This window comes from Xanthomonas arboricola pv. juglandis (genome assembly GCF_905367715.1).
GTDB classification, from domain to species: Bacteria; Pseudomonadota; Gammaproteobacteria; order Xanthomonadales; family Xanthomonadaceae; genus Xanthomonas; species Xanthomonas arboricola.
Genome location: NZ_HG999362.1, coordinates 4,585,076 through 4,608,564, shown reverse-complemented (window position 1 = coordinate 4,608,564; position 23,489 = coordinate 4,585,076). Strand labels below are relative to the sequence as shown.

The 23,489-nt window shown below is 63.7% G+C and carries 20 protein-coding genes and 1 other RNA gene; 19 read left to right on the top strand and 2 right to left on the bottom strand.

Annotated features, from left to right (window positions below):
• The first annotated feature begins 98 nt into the window (after positions 1 to 98).
• Positions 99 to 2,618 (top strand): PepSY domain-containing protein, encoded by a 2,520-nt coding sequence (locus KHN93_RS19960; RefSeq protein ID WP_211921180.1) that lies wholly within the window; start codon positions 99 to 101, stop codon positions 2,616 to 2,618.
• Between the two features lie 35 nt (positions 2,619 to 2,653).
• Here the strand turns inward: KHN93_RS19960 and KHN93_RS19955 are convergent.
• Both KHN93_RS19955 and KHN93_RS19950 read right to left on the bottom strand, forming a co-directional pair.
• Positions 2,654 to 2,729: non-coding RNA, sX9 sRNA (locus tag KHN93_RS19955), on the bottom strand.
• A gap of 756 nt (positions 2,730 to 3,485) precedes the next feature.
• Positions 3,486 to 4,367, bottom strand: coding sequence for a TolB family protein (locus tag KHN93_RS19950; protein WP_104560536.1), 882 nt, complete (start codon positions 4,365 to 4,367; stop codon positions 3,486 to 3,488).
• A 52-nt stretch (positions 4,368 to 4,419) separates the two neighbouring features.
• Here KHN93_RS19950 and aroE point away from each other — a divergent pair, with 52 nt between their 5' ends.
• The 18 genes from aroE to KHN93_RS19860 all read left to right on the top strand — a co-directional run bounded on the left by aroE (position 4,420) and on the right by KHN93_RS19860 (position 23,486).
• A complete protein-coding gene (gene aroE / locus KHN93_RS19945; RefSeq protein ID WP_039512659.1) occupies positions 4,420 to 5,271 on the top strand; it encodes a shikimate dehydrogenase in 852 nt (283 codons plus the stop codon).
• The gene (locus KHN93_RS19940; protein WP_211921177.1) at positions 5,261 to 5,635 is read left to right on the top strand and encodes a hypothetical protein; all 375 of its coding nucleotides are present in this window, start codon (positions 5,261 to 5,263) and stop codon (positions 5,633 to 5,635) included. Before aroE ends, KHN93_RS19940 begins: the two co-directional genes overlap by 11 nt.
• Positions 5,632 to 5,868, top strand: a complete 237-nt coding sequence (locus KHN93_RS19935; protein WP_104555869.1) for a hypothetical protein — start codon at positions 5,632 to 5,634, stop codon at positions 5,866 to 5,868. Before KHN93_RS19940 ends, KHN93_RS19935 begins: the two co-directional genes overlap by 4 nt.
• 253 nt (positions 5,869 to 6,121) lie before the next feature.
• Positions 6,122 to 8,254: an ATP-dependent DNA helicase DinG gene (dinG, locus tag KHN93_RS19930; protein ID WP_211921175.1), complete on the top strand. Its 2,133-nt coding sequence runs from the start codon at positions 6,122 to 6,124 to the stop codon at positions 8,252 to 8,254.
• 148 nt (positions 8,255 to 8,402) lie between these two features.
• On the top strand, positions 8,403 to 9,683 hold the full coding sequence (locus tag KHN93_RS19925) for a beta-barrel domain-containing protein (RefSeq protein ID WP_280518747.1): 1,281 nt from the start codon (positions 8,403 to 8,405) through the stop codon (positions 9,681 to 9,683).
• A complete protein-coding gene (locus KHN93_RS19920; RefSeq protein ID WP_104595408.1) occupies positions 9,680 to 11,866 on the top strand; it encodes a peptidase domain-containing ABC transporter in 2,187 nt (728 codons plus the stop codon). Before KHN93_RS19925 ends, KHN93_RS19920 begins: the two co-directional genes overlap by 4 nt.
• 19 nt (positions 11,867 to 11,885) lie before the next feature.
• Entirely contained in the window at positions 11,886 to 12,053 is a 168-nt protein-coding gene (locus KHN93_RS19915) for a hypothetical protein (protein WP_023905561.1), read from the top strand.
• Between the two features lie 20 nt (positions 12,054 to 12,073).
• Positions 12,074 to 13,207, top strand: a complete 1,134-nt coding sequence (locus tag KHN93_RS19910) for an ATP-grasp domain-containing protein (protein ID WP_244812156.1) — start codon at positions 12,074 to 12,076, stop codon at positions 13,205 to 13,207.
• The gene (locus KHN93_RS19905; protein ID WP_104560530.1) at positions 13,204 to 13,812 is read left to right on the top strand and encodes a DUF6624 domain-containing protein; all 609 of its coding nucleotides are present in this window, start codon (positions 13,204 to 13,206) and stop codon (positions 13,810 to 13,812) included. The genes KHN93_RS19910 and KHN93_RS19905 overlap by 4 nt, the downstream gene beginning before the upstream one ends.
• 32 nt (positions 13,813 to 13,844) lie before the next feature.
• Positions 13,845 to 14,045 carry a hypothetical protein gene (locus KHN93_RS19900; protein WP_211921173.1) on the top strand — a complete coding sequence of 67 codons (201 nt, stop codon included), beginning with the start codon at positions 13,845 to 13,847 and terminating at the stop codon, positions 14,043 to 14,045.
• Between the two features lie 203 nt (positions 14,046 to 14,248).
• On the top strand, positions 14,249 to 15,754 hold the full coding sequence (gene katB, locus KHN93_RS19895; RefSeq protein WP_211921171.1) for a catalase KatB: 1,506 nt from the start codon (positions 14,249 to 14,251) through the stop codon (positions 15,752 to 15,754).
• Positions 15,755 to 15,811: 57 nt separating this feature from the next.
• Positions 15,812 to 16,387 (top strand): ankyrin repeat domain-containing protein, encoded by a 576-nt coding sequence (locus KHN93_RS19890; RefSeq protein ID WP_016902785.1) that lies wholly within the window; start codon positions 15,812 to 15,814, stop codon positions 16,385 to 16,387.
• A gap of 865 nt (positions 16,388 to 17,252) precedes the next feature.
• The gene (locus tag KHN93_RS19885) at positions 17,253 to 17,477 is read left to right on the top strand and encodes a hypothetical protein (protein ID WP_016902784.1); all 225 of its coding nucleotides are present in this window, start codon (positions 17,253 to 17,255) and stop codon (positions 17,475 to 17,477) included.
• 451 nt (positions 17,478 to 17,928) lie between these two features.
• Positions 17,929 to 18,933 carry a tRNA dihydrouridine(20/20a) synthase DusA gene (gene dusA / locus KHN93_RS19880; protein WP_104560582.1) on the top strand — a complete coding sequence of 335 codons (1,005 nt, stop codon included), beginning with the start codon at positions 17,929 to 17,931 and terminating at the stop codon, positions 18,931 to 18,933.
• Between the two features lie 337 nt (positions 18,934 to 19,270).
• Entirely contained in the window at positions 19,271 to 19,573 is a 303-nt protein-coding gene (locus tag KHN93_RS19875) for a hypothetical protein (protein WP_047130012.1), read from the top strand.
• Between the two features lie 71 nt (positions 19,574 to 19,644).
• The gene (locus tag KHN93_RS19870) at positions 19,645 to 20,328 is read left to right on the top strand and encodes a response regulator transcription factor (RefSeq protein ID WP_002808458.1); all 684 of its coding nucleotides are present in this window, start codon (positions 19,645 to 19,647) and stop codon (positions 20,326 to 20,328) included.
• A 74-nt stretch (positions 20,329 to 20,402) separates the two neighbouring features.
• Positions 20,403 to 21,773 carry an ATP-binding protein gene (locus KHN93_RS19865; RefSeq protein ID WP_024939071.1) on the top strand — a complete coding sequence of 457 codons (1,371 nt, stop codon included), beginning with the start codon at positions 20,403 to 20,405 and terminating at the stop codon, positions 21,771 to 21,773.
• Positions 21,774 to 22,004: 231 nt separating this feature from the next.
• On the top strand, positions 22,005 to 23,486 hold the full coding sequence (locus KHN93_RS19860; RefSeq protein ID WP_425512296.1) for a DUF1800 domain-containing protein: 1,482 nt from the start codon (positions 22,005 to 22,007) through the stop codon (positions 23,484 to 23,486).
• Positions 23,487 to 23,489 lie beyond the last annotated feature (3 nt).

Here is a 23,489-nt window from a genome sequence, read left to right as displayed (position 1 = left end):
GGCCCGGCGGATGACGCTATCGGCGCAGTTTCGCCCACCAAGCTGCGATAACGATTCTCATCTACAATGGCGAGCCCACTGTTCCAGGCTGCTCGCGCGTGCTCAAGACCGTTCTATTCCAACTGCACTGGCTGCTCGGCATTACCGCCGGGCTGGTGCTGTCGGTGATGGGGCTGACCGGCGCGCTGATGTCCTTCGAAAACGAGATCGTGCGGCTCGCCAATCCGGCCATCGCGCAGTTGGCCGAGCGGCATGCGGCAGGCGAACGACCAATGCCGCTCGACGCATTGCTGCGCAAGCTCGATCTGGACCGGCAGCAAGCAGTCACCCGCATGCTGATCGATCCGACCGGCAAGCGTCCGTCCACCGCACGCCTGGCCGGTAAGGGCGGCGGCCGGGTGTATTTCGATCCGTATACCGGCGACAAGGTCGCCGCTCCGCGGCTGAGCGGCGCGTTTGCCTTTATCGAGGACCTGCATCGCCATCTGACCGCCGGCAAGCGCGGCCAGGCGGTGACCGGGGCGAGCACCCTGATCCTGCTGTTTTTCTGCGCTTCCGGCCTGTATCTGCGTTGGCCGCGACGCTGGTGGAGTCTGCGTACCTGGTGGGCAGTGGAATGGCGGCGGCAGGGGCGCAGTTTTCTGTGGAGCCTGCACGCGGTGTTCGGCACCTGGTGCCTGCTGGTGTACCTGCTGGTGGCGCTGACCGGGCTGACCTGGTCCTACAACTGGTACCGCGACGGCATGGTGGCCTTGCTCGGCACCGAGCCGGCGATGCGTGGTGACGGGCGCGATCACCGCCCGGCCACGCTGGATTTTGCAGCCGTGCAACGCACCCTGGATGCCATCTCGGCCACGCACAGCGCGGCACTGGACCTGCGTATTCCGCCGCGTGCGGGGCAACCGCTGAGCGTGCGGTTCCTGCCCGACCATCCCGATCACGATCGCGCCTACGACAATCTGGAGATCGAGCCGGGCAGCGGCGCGTTGCTGCGTCGTCAGGACTATGCACTGCTGCCGCGCGGGCAGCAGTTGCTGGTGAGCATGTTTCCGCTGCACTCGGGCAGCTTCTTCGGGCTGCCGGGCCGCATCGTGGTGATGCTGGCCAGTGTCGGCATGTCGGTGTTCTTCGTGACCGGCTGGATGTTGTACCTGGATCGCCGCCGCAAGAAGCGCGCGCTGCGTGCCGCGCGCGATGTCCTGCACGGTGCACCGGCGGCCTCGCAGGCTGAGCCGTGGTTGATCGGGTTCGCCAGCCAGAGCGGGTTTGCCGAACGGCTGGCCTGGCAGGCGGCCGGGCATCTGCAGGCGGCCGGTCTGCCGGTGCAGGTGCGCTCGCTGGCACAGCTCACCGCGCAGCATCTGCAGGGCACCCGGCATGCCTTGTTCGTGGTCAGCACCTTTGGTGATGGCGAGCCGCCCGATACCGCCCGCAGCTTCGAGCGCGAACTGTTGCGTCAGCGCATGACGCTGCCACAGCTGACCTATGCCGTGCTGGCCCTGGGCGACCGCCAGTACGCGCAGTTCTGCGGGTTTTCGCGACGCATCGAGCAATGGCTGCAGGCGCAGGGCGCGCAGCCGTTGTTTCCGGCAGTGGAGATGGACAACACCGATCCGCAGGCCCTGGCGCAATGGCATGCGCAATTGGCCCAGATTGCCGGTGCGCCGGTGGCCGCCGTGCCGCTGGCACGCCCGACGCTGCTGCACTGGACGTTGTCGGCGCGCACGCATCTCAACCCGGGCAGCGAGGGAGCACCGATCTGGCAGATCGATCTGCTGCCACCGCCCGGCACGCAGTGGCAGGCGGGCGACATTCTCGAAGTGCAGCCGGCGCACGCCTACACGCACGTGCGTGCGTGCCTGGCCGCCTGGGGACTGCCGCCCGACGCGCTGGTGCATGTCGATGCGCAATTGCTGCCGCTGCAGCAGGCCGTCGCCGAGCGCGTGCTGCCGGAGCCGCCCACGCGCCCGCCCACGCCGCATCCGGATCCGCAGACCTGGCTGGACGCCTGCGCCTGGCTGCCGACCCGCGACTACTCGCTGGCCAGCGTGCCGGCCGATGGCGTTGCGACCGCGGTGGTGCGCCTGACCACAGGCGCCGACGGCAGCCCCGGCCTCGGTTCGGGCTGGCTGATCTGCCACGCACCCATCGGTGGGCAGATACGCGCGCGGTTGCGCACCAATCCCGCCTTCCATCGCATCGAACAGGCGCCGATGGTGTTGATCGGCAACGGCACCGGTATCGCCGGTTTGCGCAGTCTGCTGCGCGAGGCCGAGCTGGCCGGCGTGCACGGGCATTGGCTGCTGTTCGGCGAACGGCAGGCCGCGCACGATGGTCTGTTTGCCGACGAACTTCAGGCCTGGCATGCACGTGGCCATCTGCAGCAGCTGGACCGGGTGTTCTCGCGCGACCAGGCACACAAGCGCTACGTGCAGCATCACTTGCGCGAGACCGGCGACACCTTGCGCCACTGGATCGATCGCGGTGCGGTGATCCATGTCTGCGGCAGCCTGGACAGCATGGCGCGTGAGGTCGATGCCACGCTGCGCGAATTGCTGGGGGAGACGCGGCTGGAGTCGCTGACCGCAGCGGGACGTTATCGGCGCGATGTGTATTGAGCGCGGTCATCGCCACTGCATCGCTGGGTTGGAGCGGTTAGTAAAACGTGGCGTGCGGTCGTCAAGCGGGTGCGAACGGTTTGGAGAAATCGCGGTGAACGATGGGTACATGCTGCGTCCTAGCTAGCATCGACCGCGCCCTCCTTGCAGCGTGTGCGGTGGTTTTGTTAGCTGCCAACCATGGCGGCGTCTAAGCGCGGTCCGATGCTTGAATCAAAAGCCTGGTTGGTCGAGGGCGCGATGCCCTCACCACTTCCGGGACACGCCGTGAATCCGTCCATGGAGGCTCCTTGGCGGCATCCATGCCGCCAAGGGTCCCGGAACCGGTAAGGACATCACGCCTGCCAAGATGGTCGTGCGCTGATGGAACCGCAAAAAGCGAGATGACTTAAGCGAGACGACTTAACGCAGCGGCCTGGCTGCTTGTATGCATGTGTGGATGACTATTAGCGATAGGGGGCAAACCCAATCTACTTGCTGCCCGCCTTCGGCGGAAAGATCAGGAAATCAGACCACGTCGGCCAGATCAAAAGGAGCACGGAACCACCGCTGCGTCTGACCCACCGGTCGCCGCTCCTGCTGCTGACCATGCACACCGACCATCCCGACTGGTCCTTGTCCGCCTACCGTCGCGGGACCTTACGCGGCATGGATGCCGCGTAAGAGCCTACATGGACGTACTTGCGGCGTGTCCTGCGAGGGTAGGCGGGCAAGGGCCCTGCGACCAAGCCTCAGATCAGCAGCTCTGCAATCAAACCGCAGATCAGCAGTCCTGCAGCGAGGACCCAGATCATCCGCTCTGCAACAGCTCGGCGTGAAGTCGTATTCCCTGCAGCTCCTGGCCCGGGTCTGCGCACCCACCCATCCTCAACGGCAGCTTGTATCCCCCTCCACCGCCGGCGCCTTCATCCGATAGATGTCCAACTGCCCCGCACGCGGTGCGCGCGCGCTGCCGGTCACCAGCAACTCGCCTGGCTTGGCCGCATCCAGCACCGCACCGAAGGTGCGTTCCTGCGGCCCGTTGAACGACAGCGGCACTGCCTGGCCCACGGTGTAATGGCCGTTGTTGCAGGTCGCCAGCAATAACTGGCTGGGACCATTTTGCTGGCCGCGTGCCCATACCAGCCCCCGTCCATCGCCAAGCCAGGCCGCATCCAGCTCGTCGGCAGCGCTGTTGATATCGCTCAACGCCACCGGCGCGATGAAGGCCTGCCCATCCCAGCGCGCCACGAACATGTCCATGCCGCCGGCGCCGCCGTGGCCATTGCTGGCGAACAGCAGGCGGGTGCCGTCCAGCGACAGTGTCGGGGAGCGCTCGTCGCCGCGGCTGTTGATCGCCGCGCCCAGTGATTGCACCGCACCGATCCGGCCCTGCGCATCCACCGGCGCGCGATACAGGTCGGCGCCGCCGGCACCGCCAGGGCGGCTGGAGGCAAACAGCAGCCAGCGGCCATCGGCACTGAACAGCGGGGAGGTCTCGTCCTGCGCGGTGTTGATCGGCAGCACTTCTGCGTTCTGCCAGCGCCCGCCGCTCAACCGGGCCTGCCACAGATCCCAGCCCCCGCTGCCGCCGGCGCGGTCGCTGGCCCAGACAATGCGTTGCCCGTCCGGACTCAGCGTGGCGCGCGCTTCGTTGGCCGGCGTGGAGACCACGCCCATGCCTTCGATGCCGAATTCGGCAAGCCCCGACGCGGCCGGGACGCAGAGTAAACTTGCCGCCAGCGCGAGCAGTGTCCATCGAAGTTGCATGCGGTGTTCCTGCCTCAAGTCGCGCACAGTCTAGTCAACCAGAGAGCGTTTCATGCCCGTATCCCGTTATGCCGTGTTCGGTCACCCCGTCGCCCATTCGCTGTCGCCGGCCATCCATGCCGACTTCGGGAAGCAGACCGGCATCGCGCTGGACTACACCGCCATCGACGCACCGCCGGAGGCGTTCACTGCCGCGCTGGAGCGCTTCGCCGACGAAGGCGGCAAGGGCGCAAACGTCACCCTTCCGCTGAAGGAAGCCGCCTGTGCATTGTCGGCCAGCCTGAGCGATCGCGCGCGTCTGGCCGGTGCGGTCAACACGCTGGTGCGCAACGACGGCCAGTGGCAGGGCGATAACACCGATGGCGCCGGTCTGGTGCGCGACCTCACCGACCGCCACGGGCTGGATCTGCGCGGTCGCCGCGTGCTGCTGCTCGGCGCCGGTGGTGCCGCGCGCGGCGTGGCACCGGCGCTGCTGGAAGCGGGCATCACCGAAATGGTGGTGGTGAACCGCTCGCCCGAGCGCGCCGATGCCTTGTGCGATGCGCTCGGCGAGCCGGGGCGGGTGGTCTCGCGCTACATCGAAGACCTGCGCGATCTGGGCGACTTCGAACTGATCGTCAATGCCACCGCGGCTGGGCGCGATCGCGACGCCGGTGCGTTCGCCATGCCGCTGGGCCTGGTCAACAGCCTCACCGCGGCGGTCGATCTCAATTATGGCGCCACCGCCATCGCCTTCCTGGCTTGGGCACGCGCGGCGCAATGCCGCTACGCCGTCGATGGCCTGGGCATGCTGGTGGAACAGGCCGCCGAGAGTTTCGCGCTGTGGCACGGCGTGCGACCGGACACCGACCCGGTCTACGCCGCGCTGCGCGCGCGCGAGGCCCTCCTGGTCAGTGCCGACTGAGGTGGGCAGCGTCACCACCACCGAGATCCTGCTGACCCTGGTCACCAGCCTGCTGTCGCGCGTGCCGATGCTGATCGCGTTGCTGCTCGGGCTGGTTCTGCTGTGGCGTGCCTCGCAAAGCCCGTTGCGGCGTGCCGGGCTGGCCGCGCTCTGGCTGCTGCTGGGCTGCTTGTTTGCCGAGGTTGCCTTCCAGGCGATTCCGATGCTGTTGCTGCAGCAAGGCAATGTGCGTCAGATCAGCATGGTGACCAGCATCGCCCACTTCGTGCTGATGGCGATGCAAGGCGTGGGCATCGGCGTGCTGGTGTGGACGCTGGCAGGCAGCCTGCAACGCGTGCCGCCCGCCGCCGGCCCGCGCCCATGATCCCGCTCAAAGCCATCGCGCTGGTGGTGCTCGGGCTGGTCAGTGCCGGGCAGGGCGGGTGGACGCTGCTGCATCCGCAGGCGCTGGCTGCGGTCAATCGCGGCGGCCTGCTGTATGAACGCTTCGGGCCCACTGGCGTGGGCGCCGGCATGTTGCTGATGGGCGTCGCAATGGTGGTCATCGGACTGGTCTGGGCGCGCCATGCATGGCCGTCGCGGACACAAGGCCGCTGACAACGTGGAGCGACGCTGCCTGCTCGTTGCAGGCAGCGCAGGGTGATTGGGTCGGCATCCATTGCGCGACCCTCCGGGTCAGAACTTGCGGCCAGTGCCCGCCGGCGATGAGCGGATCCGACGCATGCAGTGGCCGTGCAGCGTGCGCACCCGGGACCAGGCTGGCGGCGCCGCCGCCCCGCGCCAGCAAACACGTTCAGCCGAGTGCCACGCCGGTCGCAGGCGCTGCGCCGGTCCGTGCGAAAATAGCGCGATGAATGAAGTCGCCCCACCGGCCGCGCCGTCTGCGCCGGTTCCCACCCAGCGTGTTCTGACCGACCCGATCAAGGCCGGCATCCGCGAGGCCTACGCCAAGCTGCAGGCCAACACGCCCGGCTTTGCCACACGGCGGGCGCAGAGCCAGATGATCGGCCTGGTCGCGCGCGCGCTGGCCACCTCCGGCGGCATCGGCATTGCCGAGGCGCCTACCGGCGTCGGCAAGAGCCTGGGCTATCTCACTGCCGGCGTGCCGATCGCCCTGGCCACCAAGAAGAAGCTGGTGATCAGCACCGGCACCGTGGCGCTGCAGTCGCAGTTGGTGGAGCGCGACATCCCGGCCTTCCTCAAGGCCACCGGGCTGGAAGCCACGGTCGCGCTGGCCAAGGGCCGCACCCGCTACCTGTGCACGCGCAATGCCGCCGAGCTGCAGGGCGAAACCAGCCAGGAAGGCATGTTCGACGACGAACAGGTGCTTTACGACCGCCCGCTCAGCCCGGCCGACGCGGATCTGGCCAAGCGCCTGGCCACGGCCTACGCCGAGCGCAGCTGGAACGGTGATCTGGACGATGCGCCCGAGCAGGTCTCGGTACCGCTGCGCCTGCGCATCACCACGCCGGCCTCCGGCTGTGCCGGCCGCCGCTGCAGCTACGCCGCGCAATGCCCGGTGCTGAAGGCGCGCACCGACGTGCGCGAAGCGCAGATCGTGGTCACCAACCATGCATTGCTGCTGTCGTCGCTGTCGCTGGGCGATGCCGAAAATGGCCAGCCCTTGATCGCCCCGCCCGCCGACATGTTGCTGGTGCTCGACGAAGGCCATCACATCGCCGGCGTGGCGATCGACCAGGGCGCGGCCAACCTGCCATTGGACGAGATGGCCAAGCGCACCGGCCGGTTGCAGATCCTCATCGCCGCCGCCTACCGCGCCGTGGACAAGGACAAGATTGGCAACCTGCTACCCAACGAGGCCATCGAGGTGGCCGCGCGCGTGTCCAAGCTGCTCAAGGCCTTCCACGCCGAGGTCGAACGCGTGTGGAAGCCCGAGCCCGGCGAGCGCGATCCCTTGTGGCGTGCGGCCAACGGCAAGCTGCCGCCGCAATGGGGCCCGGCGATCGAAGAGCTCGGCGAAGAAACCCGCGCGTTGTTCAACTGGGTGCATGCCGCGCACAGCGCGATCGCCAAGGGCAAGCAGGACGACTCGGCGCGCGAACGCCTGCAGCGCAGCCTCGGCCTGGCCCTGGAGATGGCCGAGCAGCAACACAATCTGTGGAGCGGCTGGCGGCGCGAAGACAAGGAAGGCCAGCCGCCGATGGCGCGCTGGATCACCCTCTCGCGCGACGGCGATCTGATCTGCCATTGCTCGCCGGTGTCGGCCGCGCAAGTGCTGCGCACGATGATCTGGAACGAGGTGGATTCGGTGGTGATGACCTCGGCCACCTTGACCGGTGGCGGCGATTTCCAATCGTTCGCGATCGACAACGGCCTGCCCGATCACGCCGAGATGGCCTCGCTGGCCTCACCGTTCGACCTGCCCAATCAGGCCGAATTGATCGTGCCCAATTTCCCGGTCACCCCAGACGATCGCGAAGGCCACCCCAAGGAAGTCGCACGTTACCTGGTGCGCGAACTCGACTGGACCGCCAAGGGCAGCATCGTGCTGTTCACCTCGCGCTGGAAGATGGAAAAGGTCGCCGACCTGATGCCGCTGGCGCAACGCAACCGCGTGCTGGTGCAGGGCGAGGGCAACAAGTCGCAGCTGATCACCGAACACCTGCGCCGTATCGCCGCCGGCGAGGGCTCGGTGCTGTTTGGCCTGAACTCCTTCGGCGAAGGCCTGGATCTGCCCGGCGACGCCTGCACCACGGTGGTCATCACCCAGGTGCCGTTCGCGGTGCCGACCGACCCGCAGACCTCGACCCTGAGCGAATGGCTGGAAAGTCGCGGCCATAACGCCTTCAACCTGATCGCCATCCCGCACGCGCTGCGCACGCTCACGCAGTTCGCGGGCCGCTTGATCCGCAGTTCCAGCGACCACGGCCGCGTGATCATCCTCGACTCGCGCCTGCTGACACGCCGCTACGGCAAACGCATCATCGATGCGTTGCCACCGTTCAGGCGGATGATCGGCTAGTCCAGGGCAGCCATTTCCTTTTGCTTTAGAGAGATTCCTGGGCGCGGCATATGGTTATGCGATGCAGTGCGCTTGACAGCGCTCATTTCTCTAGATTAACTGGGCCTGAAGGAAGTGGGCGCGTCTCTTAGCGAAGCAGGGAGTGCATATGCCGGGCAGTTTCTTCAGGGAAGAGGTGTTGCGCGCACGCCGAGAAGCCTGGCTCGCGCCGGTGCGCCTTGAGGCGCCAAGGTTCGGTTGGCCTTGCTTTGTCACCGCACTGTTTCTCGTGGTCACGGTGTTCGCATTGCTGTGCTTTGGAAGTTTTACCCGGCACGAAGCCGTCAATGGCGCATTGGTACCGGACCGTGGCCTGTTGACATTGACTCCGCTCAGCGCGGGCATGGTGTCCAAGGCGTTCGTGGTCGAGGGAGCCGCGGTACGGGCTGGTGATCCCGTGCTGGAAATTTCGGGAGAGCAAGACAGTACTTCGCTCGGGGACACGCAGGCATCGGTCATCTCGCAACTTGAGATAAAGCGTAGTCGTCTGAACGCAGATATGCAGGCGCAGGATCAGCTGTACGCGGCCCAGCAGCGCGATCTGCGCCGAAGGATCGCCTTGCTGCAGGCTCAGGTGGACAACACCGCCGAACAAATCCGGTTGCAGCGCCAGCGCGCAGACAGTGCGCTTCGACTCTACGAGCAATGGGTGAGCGCCGCAGAAAAGGGAATATTGACCAAGGTTCAATTACTGCAGCAGCAGGACATTGCAATCCAGAACCAAAGTCAACTCAAGGAGCTGCAAAAGCATGCGCTGGACCTGCGCGTGGAGCATTCCCAACTGCAATCTCAGCTGGAACAAAATCCTGCGACGTTGGAGGCAAAGCGTAACGAAATTGCAAGGCAGATCGCCGACGTCGCTCAATCCCTTTCGGAGAGCGAGGCGCGCCGTTCCATCGTCTTGCGCGCTCCCGCCGACGGAATCATTGGAAACCTGTTTGTCCACGCCGGACAACCTGTCAGCGCGCAACAGCCGCTGGTCACCTTATTGCCCAAGAATATTACCTTGCGCGCCGAGCTGTGGGTGCCTTCCAAGGCCGTTGGATTCGTGACGCGTGGCGATCGCGTCCTTCTTCGCTACCAGGCGTTTCCGTATCAGAAGTTCGGCCGCCACGCAGGCCGTGTGGTTGAGGTCTCGCGTAGCGCGGTCACTTCGAAAGAGTTGTCGTCGCTGCTGGGGCAACAGATTGAGGAGGCCCGCTATCGTGTCATCGTCGAACTGGAAGCACAGCATATTGTCGCCAACGGAAGAAACGAACTGCTGCGTCCGGGCATGGTGTTGGATGCCGACATACTTCTGGAGAAGCGCAAGCTGATCGAATGGATGTTTGAACCCGTTTACGAAATGACGGGGCGTTTGTTGGATGGTCCGGCCGGGAAACACGCATGATCGACACCGCATCGGTCCACCGGCTATTGTCGAACCGCGCGCAGATCGTCCCGGTGATGCAGACGGAAGCGGCCGAATGTGGTCTTGCCTGTCTGGTCATGGTCGCTGGATATCACGGTGACAGAATCGATCTCGCTCAGGTCAGGCGGCGATTCAATATCTCGCAGAGAGGCGTTCGCCTTGAGCGGCTGGTGCAGATTGGTCGTGCCATGGGTCTGGATGTTCGGGCAATGCGAGCCGAGCCTGACTATCTGCAGGACCTGGAACAACCATGCATCCTGCATTGGGACATGTCGCACTTCGTTGTTCTTGAACGCATCGTGCGAGGCGTTGCGCTGCTACACGACCCTGCACGAGGGACATTGCGGCTACCGATGTCCGAGGTCGGCAAACATTTCACGGGCGTCTTGCTGGAACTGCAGCCCGGCACAGACTTTCGGCCTTCCGTCGAGGCGCCGAAGGTGTCCTTGCGATCCCTGACAGGGCGAATTTTTGGCCTGAGGCGGGGATTGCTGCAGATATTCGGCTTGGCGTTGGCGATCGAAGTGCTCGCGCTGCTTTTGCCTTTCCAGATGCAGTGGGTTATCGACCACGTGCTGGTTTCAGCCGATATGCAACTGCTTAAGATCCTGACCATTGCTTTCTTGCTTACCGTCGTTTTCCAGACCATGCTGACAGTCGCGCGGAGCTGGATCGTCAGTTGGCTCGGCGCATCATTGAATACCCAATGGATCACCAACCTGTTTGGTCATCTGATGCGGCTTCCACTCGAGTACTTCGAGAAGCGGCACATGGGCGATGTGTTGTCGCGCTTTTCTTCCTTGAAATCCATTCAGACGACATTGACCGGCAGCTTTGTGGAAGCGATGCTCAATGGGCTCACGGGGTGCCTGGCTGTGGTCATCCTGATGGCCTACAGCCTGCCACTCACAGGCCTGGTCCTGGTAGCTTTCACCCTATATCTCGGCTTGCGTCTGGCCTTCTATCGACTGCAATTCGTGATCAGTCGTGATCAGTTGGCATATGCGGCACGTCAGCAAAGCGAGCTGATGGAGTCGGTACGGGGCATACAGGCGATCAAGCTTGCCAACAAGCAGGGGCTTCGCCAGGGCAGATTGTTCAGTGCCACAGTACAGAGTGTGCGTCTGGAAATGCAGACGCAACGTTTTGGCCTTGCATTCAATGCGCTCAATCAGGGGCTGTTCGGGGCGCAGAAAGTGTTTCTCATCGCCATCGGCGGTTACTTGGCATTGAATGGAACCTTGTCGGCAGGCATGCTTGTTGCCTTCCTAGCGTACGCAGATCTTTTCACCAGCAGGGCTGCGGGCTTGGTCGATAAGTTCATCGAACTCAAGATGCTGCGTCTGCATGCCGAGCGGATCGCGGATATCGCCACGACTGCCCCGGATCTGGATGAAGTTTCCAGTTATAGCGGCCCGGAGCCCGTTCCTGAAATTCTCGTCAAGGGGCTGAGTTTCCGTTATTCAGACGACGATCCATGGGTCATACGCAATCTCAATCTGCGCATCGAAGCGGGTGAGTCGGTTGCCATTGTGGGCCCCAGCGGCTGTGGCAAGTCCACATTCGCCAAGTTGCTGCTGGGTCTGATCGAGCCGACTGAGGGCGCCATCGAGGTCGGCGGTGTCGATATCCGCAAATTCGGGCTGGAAAACTACAGGGCGATGGTGTCGGCAGTCATGCAGGATGATCAGCTATTTGCCGGATCGTTGGCCGACAACATCGCATTCTTTGATCCCGATTCGAGTATCGAGCGGATCGCCAGTGCCGCGCAGCTGGCTGCGATCCATGACGATATTTCCAGGATGCCAATGGGCTACGAATCCCTTGTCGGTGATATGGGTTCGATCCTGTCCGGTGGTCAACGTCAGCGCGTCATCCTTGCGCGCGCTTTGTATCGGCAGCCGAAGATCCTCGTGCTGGACGAGGCGACCAGTCATCTGGATTCCACCAGAGATCAAGTGGTCAACGCGCATATCAAGGCAATGAAAATGACCCGGGTCATCATCGCGCATCGGCAGGAAACGATTGCCTCTGCCGACCGCAGGATATCGCTTGTCGCCGATTCGCGAGATAAGCAGGCTGCCATTCATGGCGCCGAGAAACTTGATGCCAGTGATGGTGTCGAGAAGCACGTCGGCAATCTCGCCGGCGAACTACCCTGAAGCAGCCAAGGAGTAAGTAATGGAAAACTTTGAACTCATGGAAAACTCGCGTCCCGTCGCTCAGCGCTTCGCACGTGAGATGACTCAGGAAGAAGTCAGTGCTGTGTCCTGCGGTGGTGCTGGCGATACGTTAGTCATCATCATTGTCGAGGCCATCGACACCGAAACGATCATTATCGTCAGCTAAGCGTCCCCCGGCATGGCGACATGCAGATGTCGCCATGCTCCTGTCGTGCTTTGGAATGTGTCGCGTCTATGGACGAAAATACCAGGAATGTGTTGATCGTCGCGCCGCGCAGCGATACACACGCGTCCACGATTGCTGCGATGATCGCTGCGTCGGGACACGCCGTAAGCCTGTTGGACACCGGGCAATGGCCGTGTGGCCTTGACGGGTCTTTGCTGTATGGGCCGCAAGGCGTGAGTGTTGTTCGAGATGGCGTTCCGATTGTCTACGATGCGGCTTGGAGCCGCCGTTTGTTGTTCAGTAAATCCGCACCTGTGCATGTCCACGATCAGGACATAAAATTCATCAGGACAGAAGGATTGCTGTTCGATCTGGGGGCGGTGGCCCTGCTCGCAGCTGGGCATGGCGTAAAGCGCTGGGTCAATGCGCCGCTAGTCGCACTTGCCGCCGATCAGAAGCCGCTGCAGCTCGCCGCCGCAGTTGTCAGTGGTTTGTTAGTGCCTGAGACCTTGATCAGCCAGCGTCCAGAAGATGTTCATGCATTTCGTCAGAAACATGCCGATGGTGTTGTCGTCAAGCCGTTCAATGTCGGGGCATGGGCGGATGGTGAAAACTACAGCGTCTCCTATGCGACACGCATTGCTCCGAAAGAGCAGCTGGCGGATGGGGATCTGCGCGCGTGTCCGACGACTTATCAGGAGGTTATTAGTCATCAAGCGGACCTGCGGGTGGTCTGCATGGGGGGGGAGTACTTCTGCATGCAGATGCGTCATTCCTTGTTGGGCGAGATCGACTATCGTGCCATCAGGCATAAGACGACCATGCACTACGAGTGGGTATCTTTGTATCCCGGCTTGCAGGCAAAGCTGGATGTGCTTCGATCAGCACTGGGGATTGACTTCTTCTGTGCAGATTTTGTCGTCCCCATCGCTGGGGGTGAGCCGGTATTCCTGGAGCTCAACCCGGGTGGACAATTCCTCTATCTGGATGACAAGTCGCCTGGGATGGACATCGCGGGTAAGTTTTGTTCGTTCCTGGTTTACGGGAAAACCAGTAGGTGCCAGGAATTTCCACGCTTGGAAGAAAAGCCCATAGCTGTTCAGAGTGGGACTGGGGTCGAGAGCTTTCCAGAATCGGGAGTTGAGTGCTCATGAAAGTGGTGATGCTAGGAGTGTTGCTGTGGCAGCTGGCGACGATAGGGCATGCTGTTTCCGAAACAGGGCAGAATCTGCAGCCGGACCGGCACTCTATGAATGCTACCTACCGCGAACAGCTGCTGGCACTGGCCGATGCAGATCAGAAGATCCGCGAGCAGATTCGTGGTGCCTTCACGGCGCAACAGCTACAGGCCAACCAAGGCGCAGCGAAAGACATGGCCATGCGTCTGGTTGCGTCGCAACGGGAAAACCAGGCTGCGCTGTCTGCATTGATCGAGAAATTCGGCTTCCCCGATGTCGCGTCGGTTGGCGAAGACGGGGCGCATGCTGGTTTCCTGGTTGCGCAGCACTCCACTGACCGCACGTTTCGCGATGGCTTCCTGAAGAGCATCGAGGTCGCAGTGGCGCGCGGGTCTTACAGCACCGCGGACATGGCGTTGTTCGTGGATCGTAATCTGATCATGTCGGGCAAGCCGCAGCGCTACGGTACCCAGCGCAAGGCGGACGGCAGCCTGTTCGAGCTGGAGGATCCGGCGCAGCTGGCACGCAGACGGGCAGACGTCGGTTTGCCTGACGAACAGGGCGGTTCTGGGGGCCTTTGAACCATAAGCGATATCCAGCTGCGATGCGATAGATGCTGGTCAACGCATGGGGCGCGCGTGCATACCTGGATCAAGAAAACGTTGCGAGTTGTTGGTGCTTCGGTTTCTACCAGGCGATGACACCCGGCCCTGTGCGTATTTTTCACCGCATGCTGTTGCTGGTTCCTGAGCCTGCCGATCTTCTGCACTGCAGTATTCTTACAGTCACCAACGCACTACGTGCGTCGCTGTGAATCAGCTTGGTCACCGCATCTGCGGCATAAGCGGCATGATCTTCAACGTGTCGCCGCTTTGTAACGCGATGCATATCACGCTCTGTAGTCATCATCATGTTCGCCTATCGCAGCGATCATAACTAACGACTTCTCACGCTTCGGTCCGCTGGACATGATTCAGCTCCCTCAAACGAGCTGACGCCATGCGCCCTGGATCCCTCATGGTGCTAGCCCTGCTAGCCCCGACGCTGATCGCCCCGCCGGTCTTCGCCCAATCCGTCCTGACCCGCGACAACGGCGCCAAGGTCGGTGACAACCAGAATTCGCAGACCGCCGGAGCCAATGGCCCGACCGTGCTGCAGGACGTGCAGCTGATCCAGAAGCTGCAGCGCTTCGATCGCGAGCGCATCCCCGAGCGCGTGGTGCATGCACGCGGCACCGGCGTCAAAGGCGAGTTCACCGCCACCGCCGATCTGTCCAGCCTGACCAAGGCCAAGGTCTTCAGCGCCGGCGAAAAGACCCCGGTCTTCGTGCGCTTTTCCTCGGTGGTGCACGGCAACCACTCGCCGGAAACCTTGCGCGACCCGCACGGCTTCGCCACCAAGTTCTACACCAGCGAAGGCAACTGGGATCTGGTCGGTAACAACTTCCCGACCTTCTTCATCCGCGATGCGATCAAGTTCCCCGACATGGTCCACGCGTTCAAGCCGGACCCGCGCACCAACCTGGACGACGATTCGCGCCGTTTCGATTTCTTCTCGCACGTGCCCGAAGGCACCCGCACGCTGACCCTGCTGTACTCCAACGAAGGTACGCCGGCCGGCTATCGCTTCATGGATGGCAACGGCGTGCATGCCTACAAGCTGGTCAATGCCCAGGGCGAAGTGCATTACGTCAAGTTCCACTGGAAGACATTGCAGGGCATCAAGAACCTCGATCCCAAGCAGGTTGCCGCCGTCCAGGCCAAGGACTACAGCCACCTGACCAACGATCTGGTCGGTGCGATCAAGAAGGGCGACTTCCCGAAGTGGGACCTGTACGTGCAGGTGCTCAAGCCGGAAGACCTGACCAAGTTCGATTTCGATCCGCTGGATGCCACCAAGATCTGGCCGGATGTCCCGGAGCAGAAGGTCGGCCAGATGGTGCTGAACAAGAACGTCGACAACTTCTTCCAGGAAACCGAGCAGGTCGCGATGGCGCCGGCCAACCTGGTGCCGGGCATCGAGCCGTCGGAAGACCGTCTGCTGCAGGGGCGCATCTTTTCCTACGCCGACACCCAGCTGTATCGCATCGGTGCCAATGGCCTGAACCTGCCGGTCAACCGTCCGCGTGTGGCCGTCAACAACGGCAATCAGGATGGCGAAGGCAATAACGGCCACACCACTAGCGGCGTGAACTACGAGCCGAGCCGGCTGGAGCCGCGTCCGCAGGACACCGCTGCGCGTTACAGCGCGTTGCCGCTGTCTGGCACCACCCAGCAGGCCAAGATCACCCGCGAGCAGAACTTCAAGCAGGCCGGTGAGCTGTATCGGTCCTACAGCAAGAAGGATCGCGCCGATCTGGTGCAGAGTTTCGGCGAGTCGCTGGCAACCACCGACACCGAGAGCAAGCACATCCTGCTGTCGTTCCTGTACAAGGCCGACCCCGAGTACGGCACTGGCGTGACGCGTGTCGCCAAGGGCGACCTGGCCCGGGTCAAGCAGCTGGCCTCCAGCCTGCAGGACTGATCCACCCACGGCATCGCGGCCTGTGCCGCGGTGCCGTTTCGCTATCGGGAGAGCCATATGCGCACCCTGTTGTTTCTGATGCTTGGCACCCTGTCTGCGGCTGCCAATGCAGCCTCGCCCGCGCCGATGTCCACCAGCGCCACCACTGCCGCCGCCGACCCGGCGCAGATCAAGCTGCAGTTGCGCGAGTACTTCTTCGACGCGGCACGCGAAGGGCGGCAGGACATGCTGGCCGAGTTCATCCGCTCGCACTACGACCTCAATACCCGTGACGAGAAGGGCTACACCGCCCTGATCCTGGCGGCCTACCACGGCCAGCGCCCGGCAGTGGAGCAGTTGCTCAGCGCCGGTGCCGACCCCTGCGCGCAGGACAAGCGCGGCAACACCGCGCTGATGGGCGCGATCTTCAAGGGCGAGCTGGGTATCGCCAAGCGGCTGATGCAGGCCGACTGCGCGCCGGATCAGCGCAACAACGCTGGCCAGACCGCAGCGATGTACGCAGCGCTGTTCCAGCGGACCGACGTGCTCAAGGATCTGGCCGCCAAGGGCGCGGACCTCAGCCTCAAGGACGGGCAGGGCAACGATGTGACCAAGCTGCAACGCGGCGAGTTTGCGACGTCCCCGGCGCGCTGAGCGCGCCACGCATGCGTGGCGAGCCTGGCATGCGTGACGCCATGCGTCAGCAGCTCGCATAGGCGCCATGCGGCCGACGCAGGTGCCAGTCCGGCCACCGATGCCGGCGAGAGCCATCGGTGATGCTTGCTGCAGCGTGCTGCACTGTTATCCACCGGCCAGCCGTCTGTAGGCCCCATCCGGGCGGGTTGCACGCCTCGCGCTCGGCCATCTTCGACGCGCTGTACGTGGTTGCGACGCCAGCTCCGTCCCAGTGACCGTTGGTTAGTCGCTGATCGCCATCGCCTGAGTCCTGCACCTCGATACCCGGGGTCTCGGCAGCCTCGCTCGCAGCATCCCATCGCGTGCGCTGACGCCACTGGTGCGGACTGGCGAAGCCCGCTCAGCTATGCCCACCGACGTGGTTCTGGGGTCAGCCGTTGCGCACCGAGCGCACCTCTTAGATGGGCTGGTCGCGCGTCGACTTACTCAATCTGCCTCCAGCACATCCCGAGAAGCGCAGCCATCGCCCACGCCAGGTTCGGAGGTCAGCCATCGTGCACCGAGCGCGATGAATCGTCGCTCCCGGATCGGCTAGTGGCTCGCCGACCTGCTCAATTTGCCTCCACGACCCGCAGAAAAGTGCAGCCATCGCCCCCGCCGGTTTTCTGCCGCAGGCGCGTTGGATCTCTGGCGGTGGTGGTGATTTTTCCACCACTGCGTCAGGAGTCTCCTGACGTTGAAACCTTTGTGCGCCAAGGGTTTGACATAAGTCTGAGCGCGCGCTGACTTGCTTAAAATTTGTTTGGAAAAACCGCAAAAAACAGTTCAAGAAAGCGCTGCGAACGCCGATGCTTCCGCTATCGCACACTGGAACCCCCGGACCATGAAGCTCGATCCCTCCATCCCTTTCCTGATGTCGCTGCTGGCGATGGTGCTGTGCACCGCCACTGCCGTGGTCGCCCTGGTGTTCGGTCAGGTACACGTGCTGGCCACGTCGTGGAGCTTCTACACCGTTCTGGGTACCGCCCTGATCACCCTGGTCGCCTCGTACCATGCCCTCGGCAAGCCGCTGAGCGCCGAAGAGCGTGTGGGCTTCCGCAACCCGTAACTGCAGATCCTGTCCAGGCGCAGTGCACGACGCCAGCACCGGACGACACAAGCTCCGCTCGTCATTGACGATGCACCGCGTTCGCTCGACATGGGCGAACGCCCAGGCACCGCGCATCCTGCAGCGATGCTGCCCGATAACGCGCGCACCTGGCGAGCGAGGGCAACGACAGCGGCGCCATCGCGATTTTTCGTTTCTTCCGATGGCAGAGTAGCCGCGAAGCTGGACGCCGAAGCGCGTTACCAGCGGGTTTCATCAACGCGCGTCATGCCGAACTTAGCTAGCCCGTACGGGTCGACCACCTGGCGCAGTGAATCGGCCATCGACCAGCGGGCTCCGGCAGGTCGGCCTCGCAGGACGTTATGCCGCGCTGCGGCAGATTCATCGACACCCGTGTAAGCTGTTGATCCTGCTCCGCATTCCGATGGCTGCCCGCTGCGGCCACATGTCGATGACCGCTTCCGCCGATCGCTACGCCGCCTCCCTGCGCCTGTCCGTCGCCCCGATGATGGACTGGACTGACCGCCATTGCCGGGTCTTCCATCGCCTGCTGGCACCCTCGGCACGTCTGTACACCGAGATGGTGCACGCCAATGCGGTGATCCATGGCGATCGCACGCGGCTGATCGGCTTCGATCCGGTCGAACACCCGTTGGCGCTGCAGCTGGGCGGCAGCGAGCCGGCACTGCTTGCGCAGGCCGCGGCGATCGCGCAGGAGTGGGGCTACGACGAGATCAACCTCAATTGCGGCTGCCCGTCCGATCGCGTGCAGGCCGGGCGCTTTGGTGCCTGCCTGATGCGCGAGCCGGCGCTGGTGGCCGACTGTGTTGCTGCCATGTGTGCGGCGACCACGCTGCCGGTCACGGTCAAATGCCGCCTAGGCGTGGACGACGATGACGACTACGCCGTGTTCGCTAGCTTCGTCGATCAGGTGGTCGCAGCCGGTGCCGCCATGGTGGTGGTGCATGCCCGCAACGCGTGGCTCAAGGGCCTGTCGCCCAAGGAAAACCGCGAAGTGCCGCCGCTGCGTTACGACTGGGCGTATCGCCTCAAGCAGGAGCGCCCCGCGCTGCGGGTGGTGCTCAATGGCGGCATCGCGGCGGTGGAGACCGCGATGGAGCATCTGCACCAGACCGACGGAGTCATGCTCGGCCGCGCCGCCTACCACGACCCCTACGTACTGCATCGCCTGGATGCAGCCCTGACGCATCGTGCGGAACAGCCGCGCGACCAATTACTGCGCGCCTTGCGGCCCTACGTCGAGTCCCAACTGGAGCAAGGCCTGGCGCTGAAGCACATGACCCGTCACGTATTGGGGCTGTTCCATGGCCAGCCGGGCGGACGCGCGTTCCGGCAGGTCCTGAGCGAGGGCGCACACCGGCCAGGTGCCGGCTGGGAGCTGGTCGAGCAGGCCTTGCAGCGGACCGACACCCAGGGATGGCGCGTGGTGGCCTGAACTGGCCTGCCGCTTGCATACCTGAACAGGCATTTCCGCTGTCTGCATCTGACCGGGATGCCAACTGCCGGGCATGGGTGTGAGATCCAGAAAAAAAATGCCGTTTCAGGCGTCCAGGGATTCATTTCACTGAACGGCGTTAACACAAAGCTAAAAAGTTCAGATGGGATTCACCCCGAAAAATCAAGAATTTGGCTCTATTCTCGGGCTCGACCATGCTGTCATCGGTGGCCGGTTTCACGAATTTTGAATGTTCCTGAACAACCCGCTAGGATTCATTGTGACCCAGCCGTCCTGCCGCGCTCGCTATATCGTCCTGGTTGCCCTCGGGCTAGCCATGGCAGCGCCGTCGGCGTGGGGGCAGGGATATCCGATGTCACATGCGGGACGCGATCCGTTACCGCCCTCCGCGCGCGGCAACGGGCGCACGCTTTCGGACACCATCCGGCAGGTGCAGCGGTCCACCGGTGGACAGATACTCAGCGCCGAACGCGTGCCGTTCGACGGCGGCAATCTCAACCGCGTCAAGTACATGAAGGACGGCCGCGTGCACACCGTGTACGAGTCGGAGCAGATGCAGGCCGCGCCACCGCGCGGCCAGGCGCCGCCGGATGCGCCACCACGCGACGATAACCACTAGACGTAGATAGTGCTGCGTTCAGTCTTATAAATTCCCCGGCCACTGGCCGACAACGTAACTAGGGAGAGTGCATGCGTATCCTTTTGGTCGAAGACGAAGCTCCGCTGCGCGAGACCCTTGCCGCGCGCCTGAAGCGTGAGGGCTTTGCTGTCGACGCTGCACAAGACGGCGAAGAAGGCCTGTACATGGGCCGCGAAGTCCCGTTCGATGTCGGCATCATCGACCTCGGCCTGCCCAAGATGTCGGGCATGGAGCTGATCAAGGCGCTGCGCGACGAAGGCAAGAAATTCCCGGTGCTGATCCTGACCGCGCGTTCGAGCTGGCAGGACAAGGTCGAAGGCCTCAAGCAGGGCGCCGACGACTACCTGGTCAAGCCGTTCCATGTCGAAGAGCTGCTGGCGCGCGTCAATGCGCTGCTGCGGCGCGCGGCGGGCTGGAGCAAGCCGACGCTGGAATGTGGCCCGGTCGCGCTGGATCTGGCCGCGCAGACGGTCAGCGTCAATGGCGCCAACGTGGACCTGACCAGTTACGAGTACAAGGTGCTGGAATACCTGATGATGCATGCCGGCGAACTGGTCTCCAAGGCCGATCTGACCGAGCACATCTACCAGCAGGATTTCGATCGCGATTCGAACGTGCTGGAAGTGTTCATCGGCCGCCTGCGCAAGAAGCTCGATCCCGATGGTGAGCTCAAGCCGATCGAGACCGTACGCGGTCGCGGCTACCGTTTCGCCATTCCGCGTACCGAAGGCTGAGTCCGCGCATCGGCAAACAGGAAGATCAGGTGCCGGGCCGCTCCAAGTGGTATAGACGCTGGCGGCCGCGCTCCCTGCAGGCCCGCCAGCTGCTGGCCGCCAGCCTGAGTCTGGTGGCCTTCCTGGCGCTGGCGGGTTACGCGCTGGATGTGGCGTTCGCCGATACCGCCGAAAAGAACCTGCGCGAGCGGCTGAAGAACTACGCCTCTGCGTACGCCGCCAATATCGATTTCGTCCGCGACGGCTCGTTGTACATCGGCGGCCAGCCGCCGGATCCGCGTTTCGATGTGCCCGGCGGCGGGCTCTATGTGGAAGTCGTGCGTCCGGACGAAAGCTGGACCTCGATGTCGGCCGAAGGCCCGAACATTCCGCACGGGCGCATGCTTGAGCCGCGCCAGGAAGAATTCATCGGCCCGCTGGAGATGACCCAGATCGACGGCAGCGTGGGCCAGTTGTACCGCTACGGCCTGGGCGTGAGTTACGTCGAGCGCGAACACGGCGGCGAGATTCCGTACACCATCTACGTGATGGAAGATGCGCGCTCGATGGGCGCGCAGCTGCGCGTGTTCCGTGGCGCAGTGTGGTTTTACCTCGGCAGTGCCGGTGTGGTGCTGCTGGTGCTGCAGGCCTTCATCCTGCAGTGGAGCCTGCGCCCGCTGCGGCGGGTCATCAACGAGTTGACCAAGGTGCAGCGCGGCGAGATCCAGCGCATGAGCGAGCAGCATCCGCGCGAACTGGAGCCGCTGACCGAAAGCATCAACGCCTTCATCGAGAGCGAGCGCGACAATCTGGACCGCCAGCGCAACACGCTGGCCGATCTCGCGCACAGCCTCAAGACGCCGATCGCGGTGTTGCGCACCCAGCTCGATAGCGGCCAGTCCGAGCGCGACCTGCACGAGGAAATGGATGTGCAGTTGCGCCGCATGAACGATCTGGTGTCCTACCAGCTCGCACGCGCGGCCTCCAGCGGGCACAAGCTGTTTGCCGCACCGCTGCCGATCGAGTCGACCGCCGAGGAGATCGTGCGCGGGCTGGAGAAGGTCTATTCGGTCAAGGGTGTGTTGTGCGAGTTCGATATTTCGCCCGATGCGCGCTTTCATGGCGAGCCGGGCGATCTGCAGGAACTGCTGGGCAACCTGCTGGAAAACGGCTTCAAGTGGGCGCGCAGCCGCGTGCTGCTGACCGCACAGCCCGGACCCACCACCGGCAGCCGTCGTGCCGGATTGATCCTGTCGGTGGAAGACGACGGCCCCGGCATCGCGCCGGAAGACGTGGCCAAGATCCTGCAACGTGGCGTGCGTGGCGACGAGCGCGTGCAAGGCCACGGTATCGGCATGTCGATCGTGCAGGATCTGATCAAGGCCTACCGCGGCGAGCTGCAGGTGGTGCGCTCGCAGGAACTGGGCGGCGCCCGCTTCGACGTGACCCTGCCGCCGGGACTGTGACCGGTGTGGGGTGCGGAATGAACCCGTGGTCAACGCTGCGGCGCACTCCGACAACCGTTTAACGCCCCGCGCGTTGGCTTGACCATACTGGGCCCGTTTCAGGCCGTTGCGATGGAGAGCTGCATGTTCGAGCGCAATGCACAGACGCGCTGGCTGAGCGCACGTCCAGCAGGCGCGCCCCGCCATCACCGATGGCAGCTGGCATGGCTGTTGGCGGGCTGCGCTTTGGCGATGTCGTGCAGTGCTGCCAATTCAGCACTGACGCCGGCGCAGACGCGCTGGCTGCAGCGTGCGACCTACGGCGTGGATGCCGACAGCGCAGCGCAACTGCAGCGGCTCGGCCCCAAGCGCTACGGCAGGTCGCTGTTGCAGGCCAGCGACGATGCAGCGTTGCCAGCGCCGATCCGTGCACAACTGCAGCACTTCGATGCGCTGCACACGCCGTTGCTGACCTTGCTGACGCAGTACGAGGCCGACAAGATCCGCCTGCAAGACATGCCCGATGGCGATGAAAAGACCGCCTTGCGCAAGGCATGGCAAGCGCGTGGCGGGCAGATGCTGACCCAGGCGCGTCAGGCGCAGCTGTTGCGCGCGGTGTATGCGCCGGAGCAGACACGCGAGCAGCTGGTGTGGTTCTGGCTCAATCATTTCAGCGTGTACGCCGACAAGGGGCGAGTGAAGTGGATGGCGGCCGACTACATGGAAAACGCGATCCGCCCGCATGCCACCGGCAAGTTCGCCGACCTGGTGATGGCGACGCTGGAAAGCCCGGCGATGCTGGAATATCTGGACAACGCCAAGAACGCCAAGGGCAAGGTCAACGAAAATTACGCGCGCGAACTGATGGAACTGCACACGCTGGGCGTGCATGGCGGTTACAGCCAGCAGGATGTGCAGCAACTGGCGCTGATACTCACCGGTGCCGGCCTGGTGCCGGTCAAGGCCGAGGGCGCTCCGCCCTTGCCGACTGCCGTGCCGGGGCAACCGCAGGTGGTGCGCAAGGGACTGTTCGAATTCAATCCCGCGCGCCATCAACCCGGTGACAAGACCTTGCTGGGCCAGCGCATCGCCGCGGGTGGTCTGGATGAGATCGAGCGGGCGGTGCAGTTGTTGGTGCGGCAGCCGGCATGCGCGCATTTCATTTCGCAGCGCTTGGCCGAGTACTTTGTCAGCGACAAGCCGCCGGCCGCGCTGGTCGAGCGCATGGCAAACACGTTTCAACGCAGCGATGGCGATATCGCCAAGGTGATGCAGGCCATGCTGGACGCGCCGGAATTTGCGCAAGCGCAACCACGCAAGTTCAAGGATCCGAATCGGTTCGTGGTTTCGGCCATGCGGCTGACGTACGAGGGTCAGCCGGTGGTCAATGCCGCGCCGATGGCGAGCTGGCTGCAGCAACTCGGCGAGCCGCTGTTCGGGCGCATCACCCCCGATGGCTGGTCGCTGCAATCGCAGGCATGGACCAGCTCCGGGCAACTGGCGCGACGCTTCGAGGTGGCACGTTCGCTGGGCAGCGGGCCCAAGCAATTGTTCCGCTTCGATGGCGATAACGACACGCCACTGCCGGTGCTGACGCAGATCGACACGCGTCCATCGTATCGCTGGGTGGCGCCGTCGCTTTCCAGCGGCACGCGCGATGCCTTGGGGCAGGCGCGTTCGCCTGCGGAATGGAATGGATTCCTGCTGTCATCGCCGGACTTCAACTATCGCTGATTC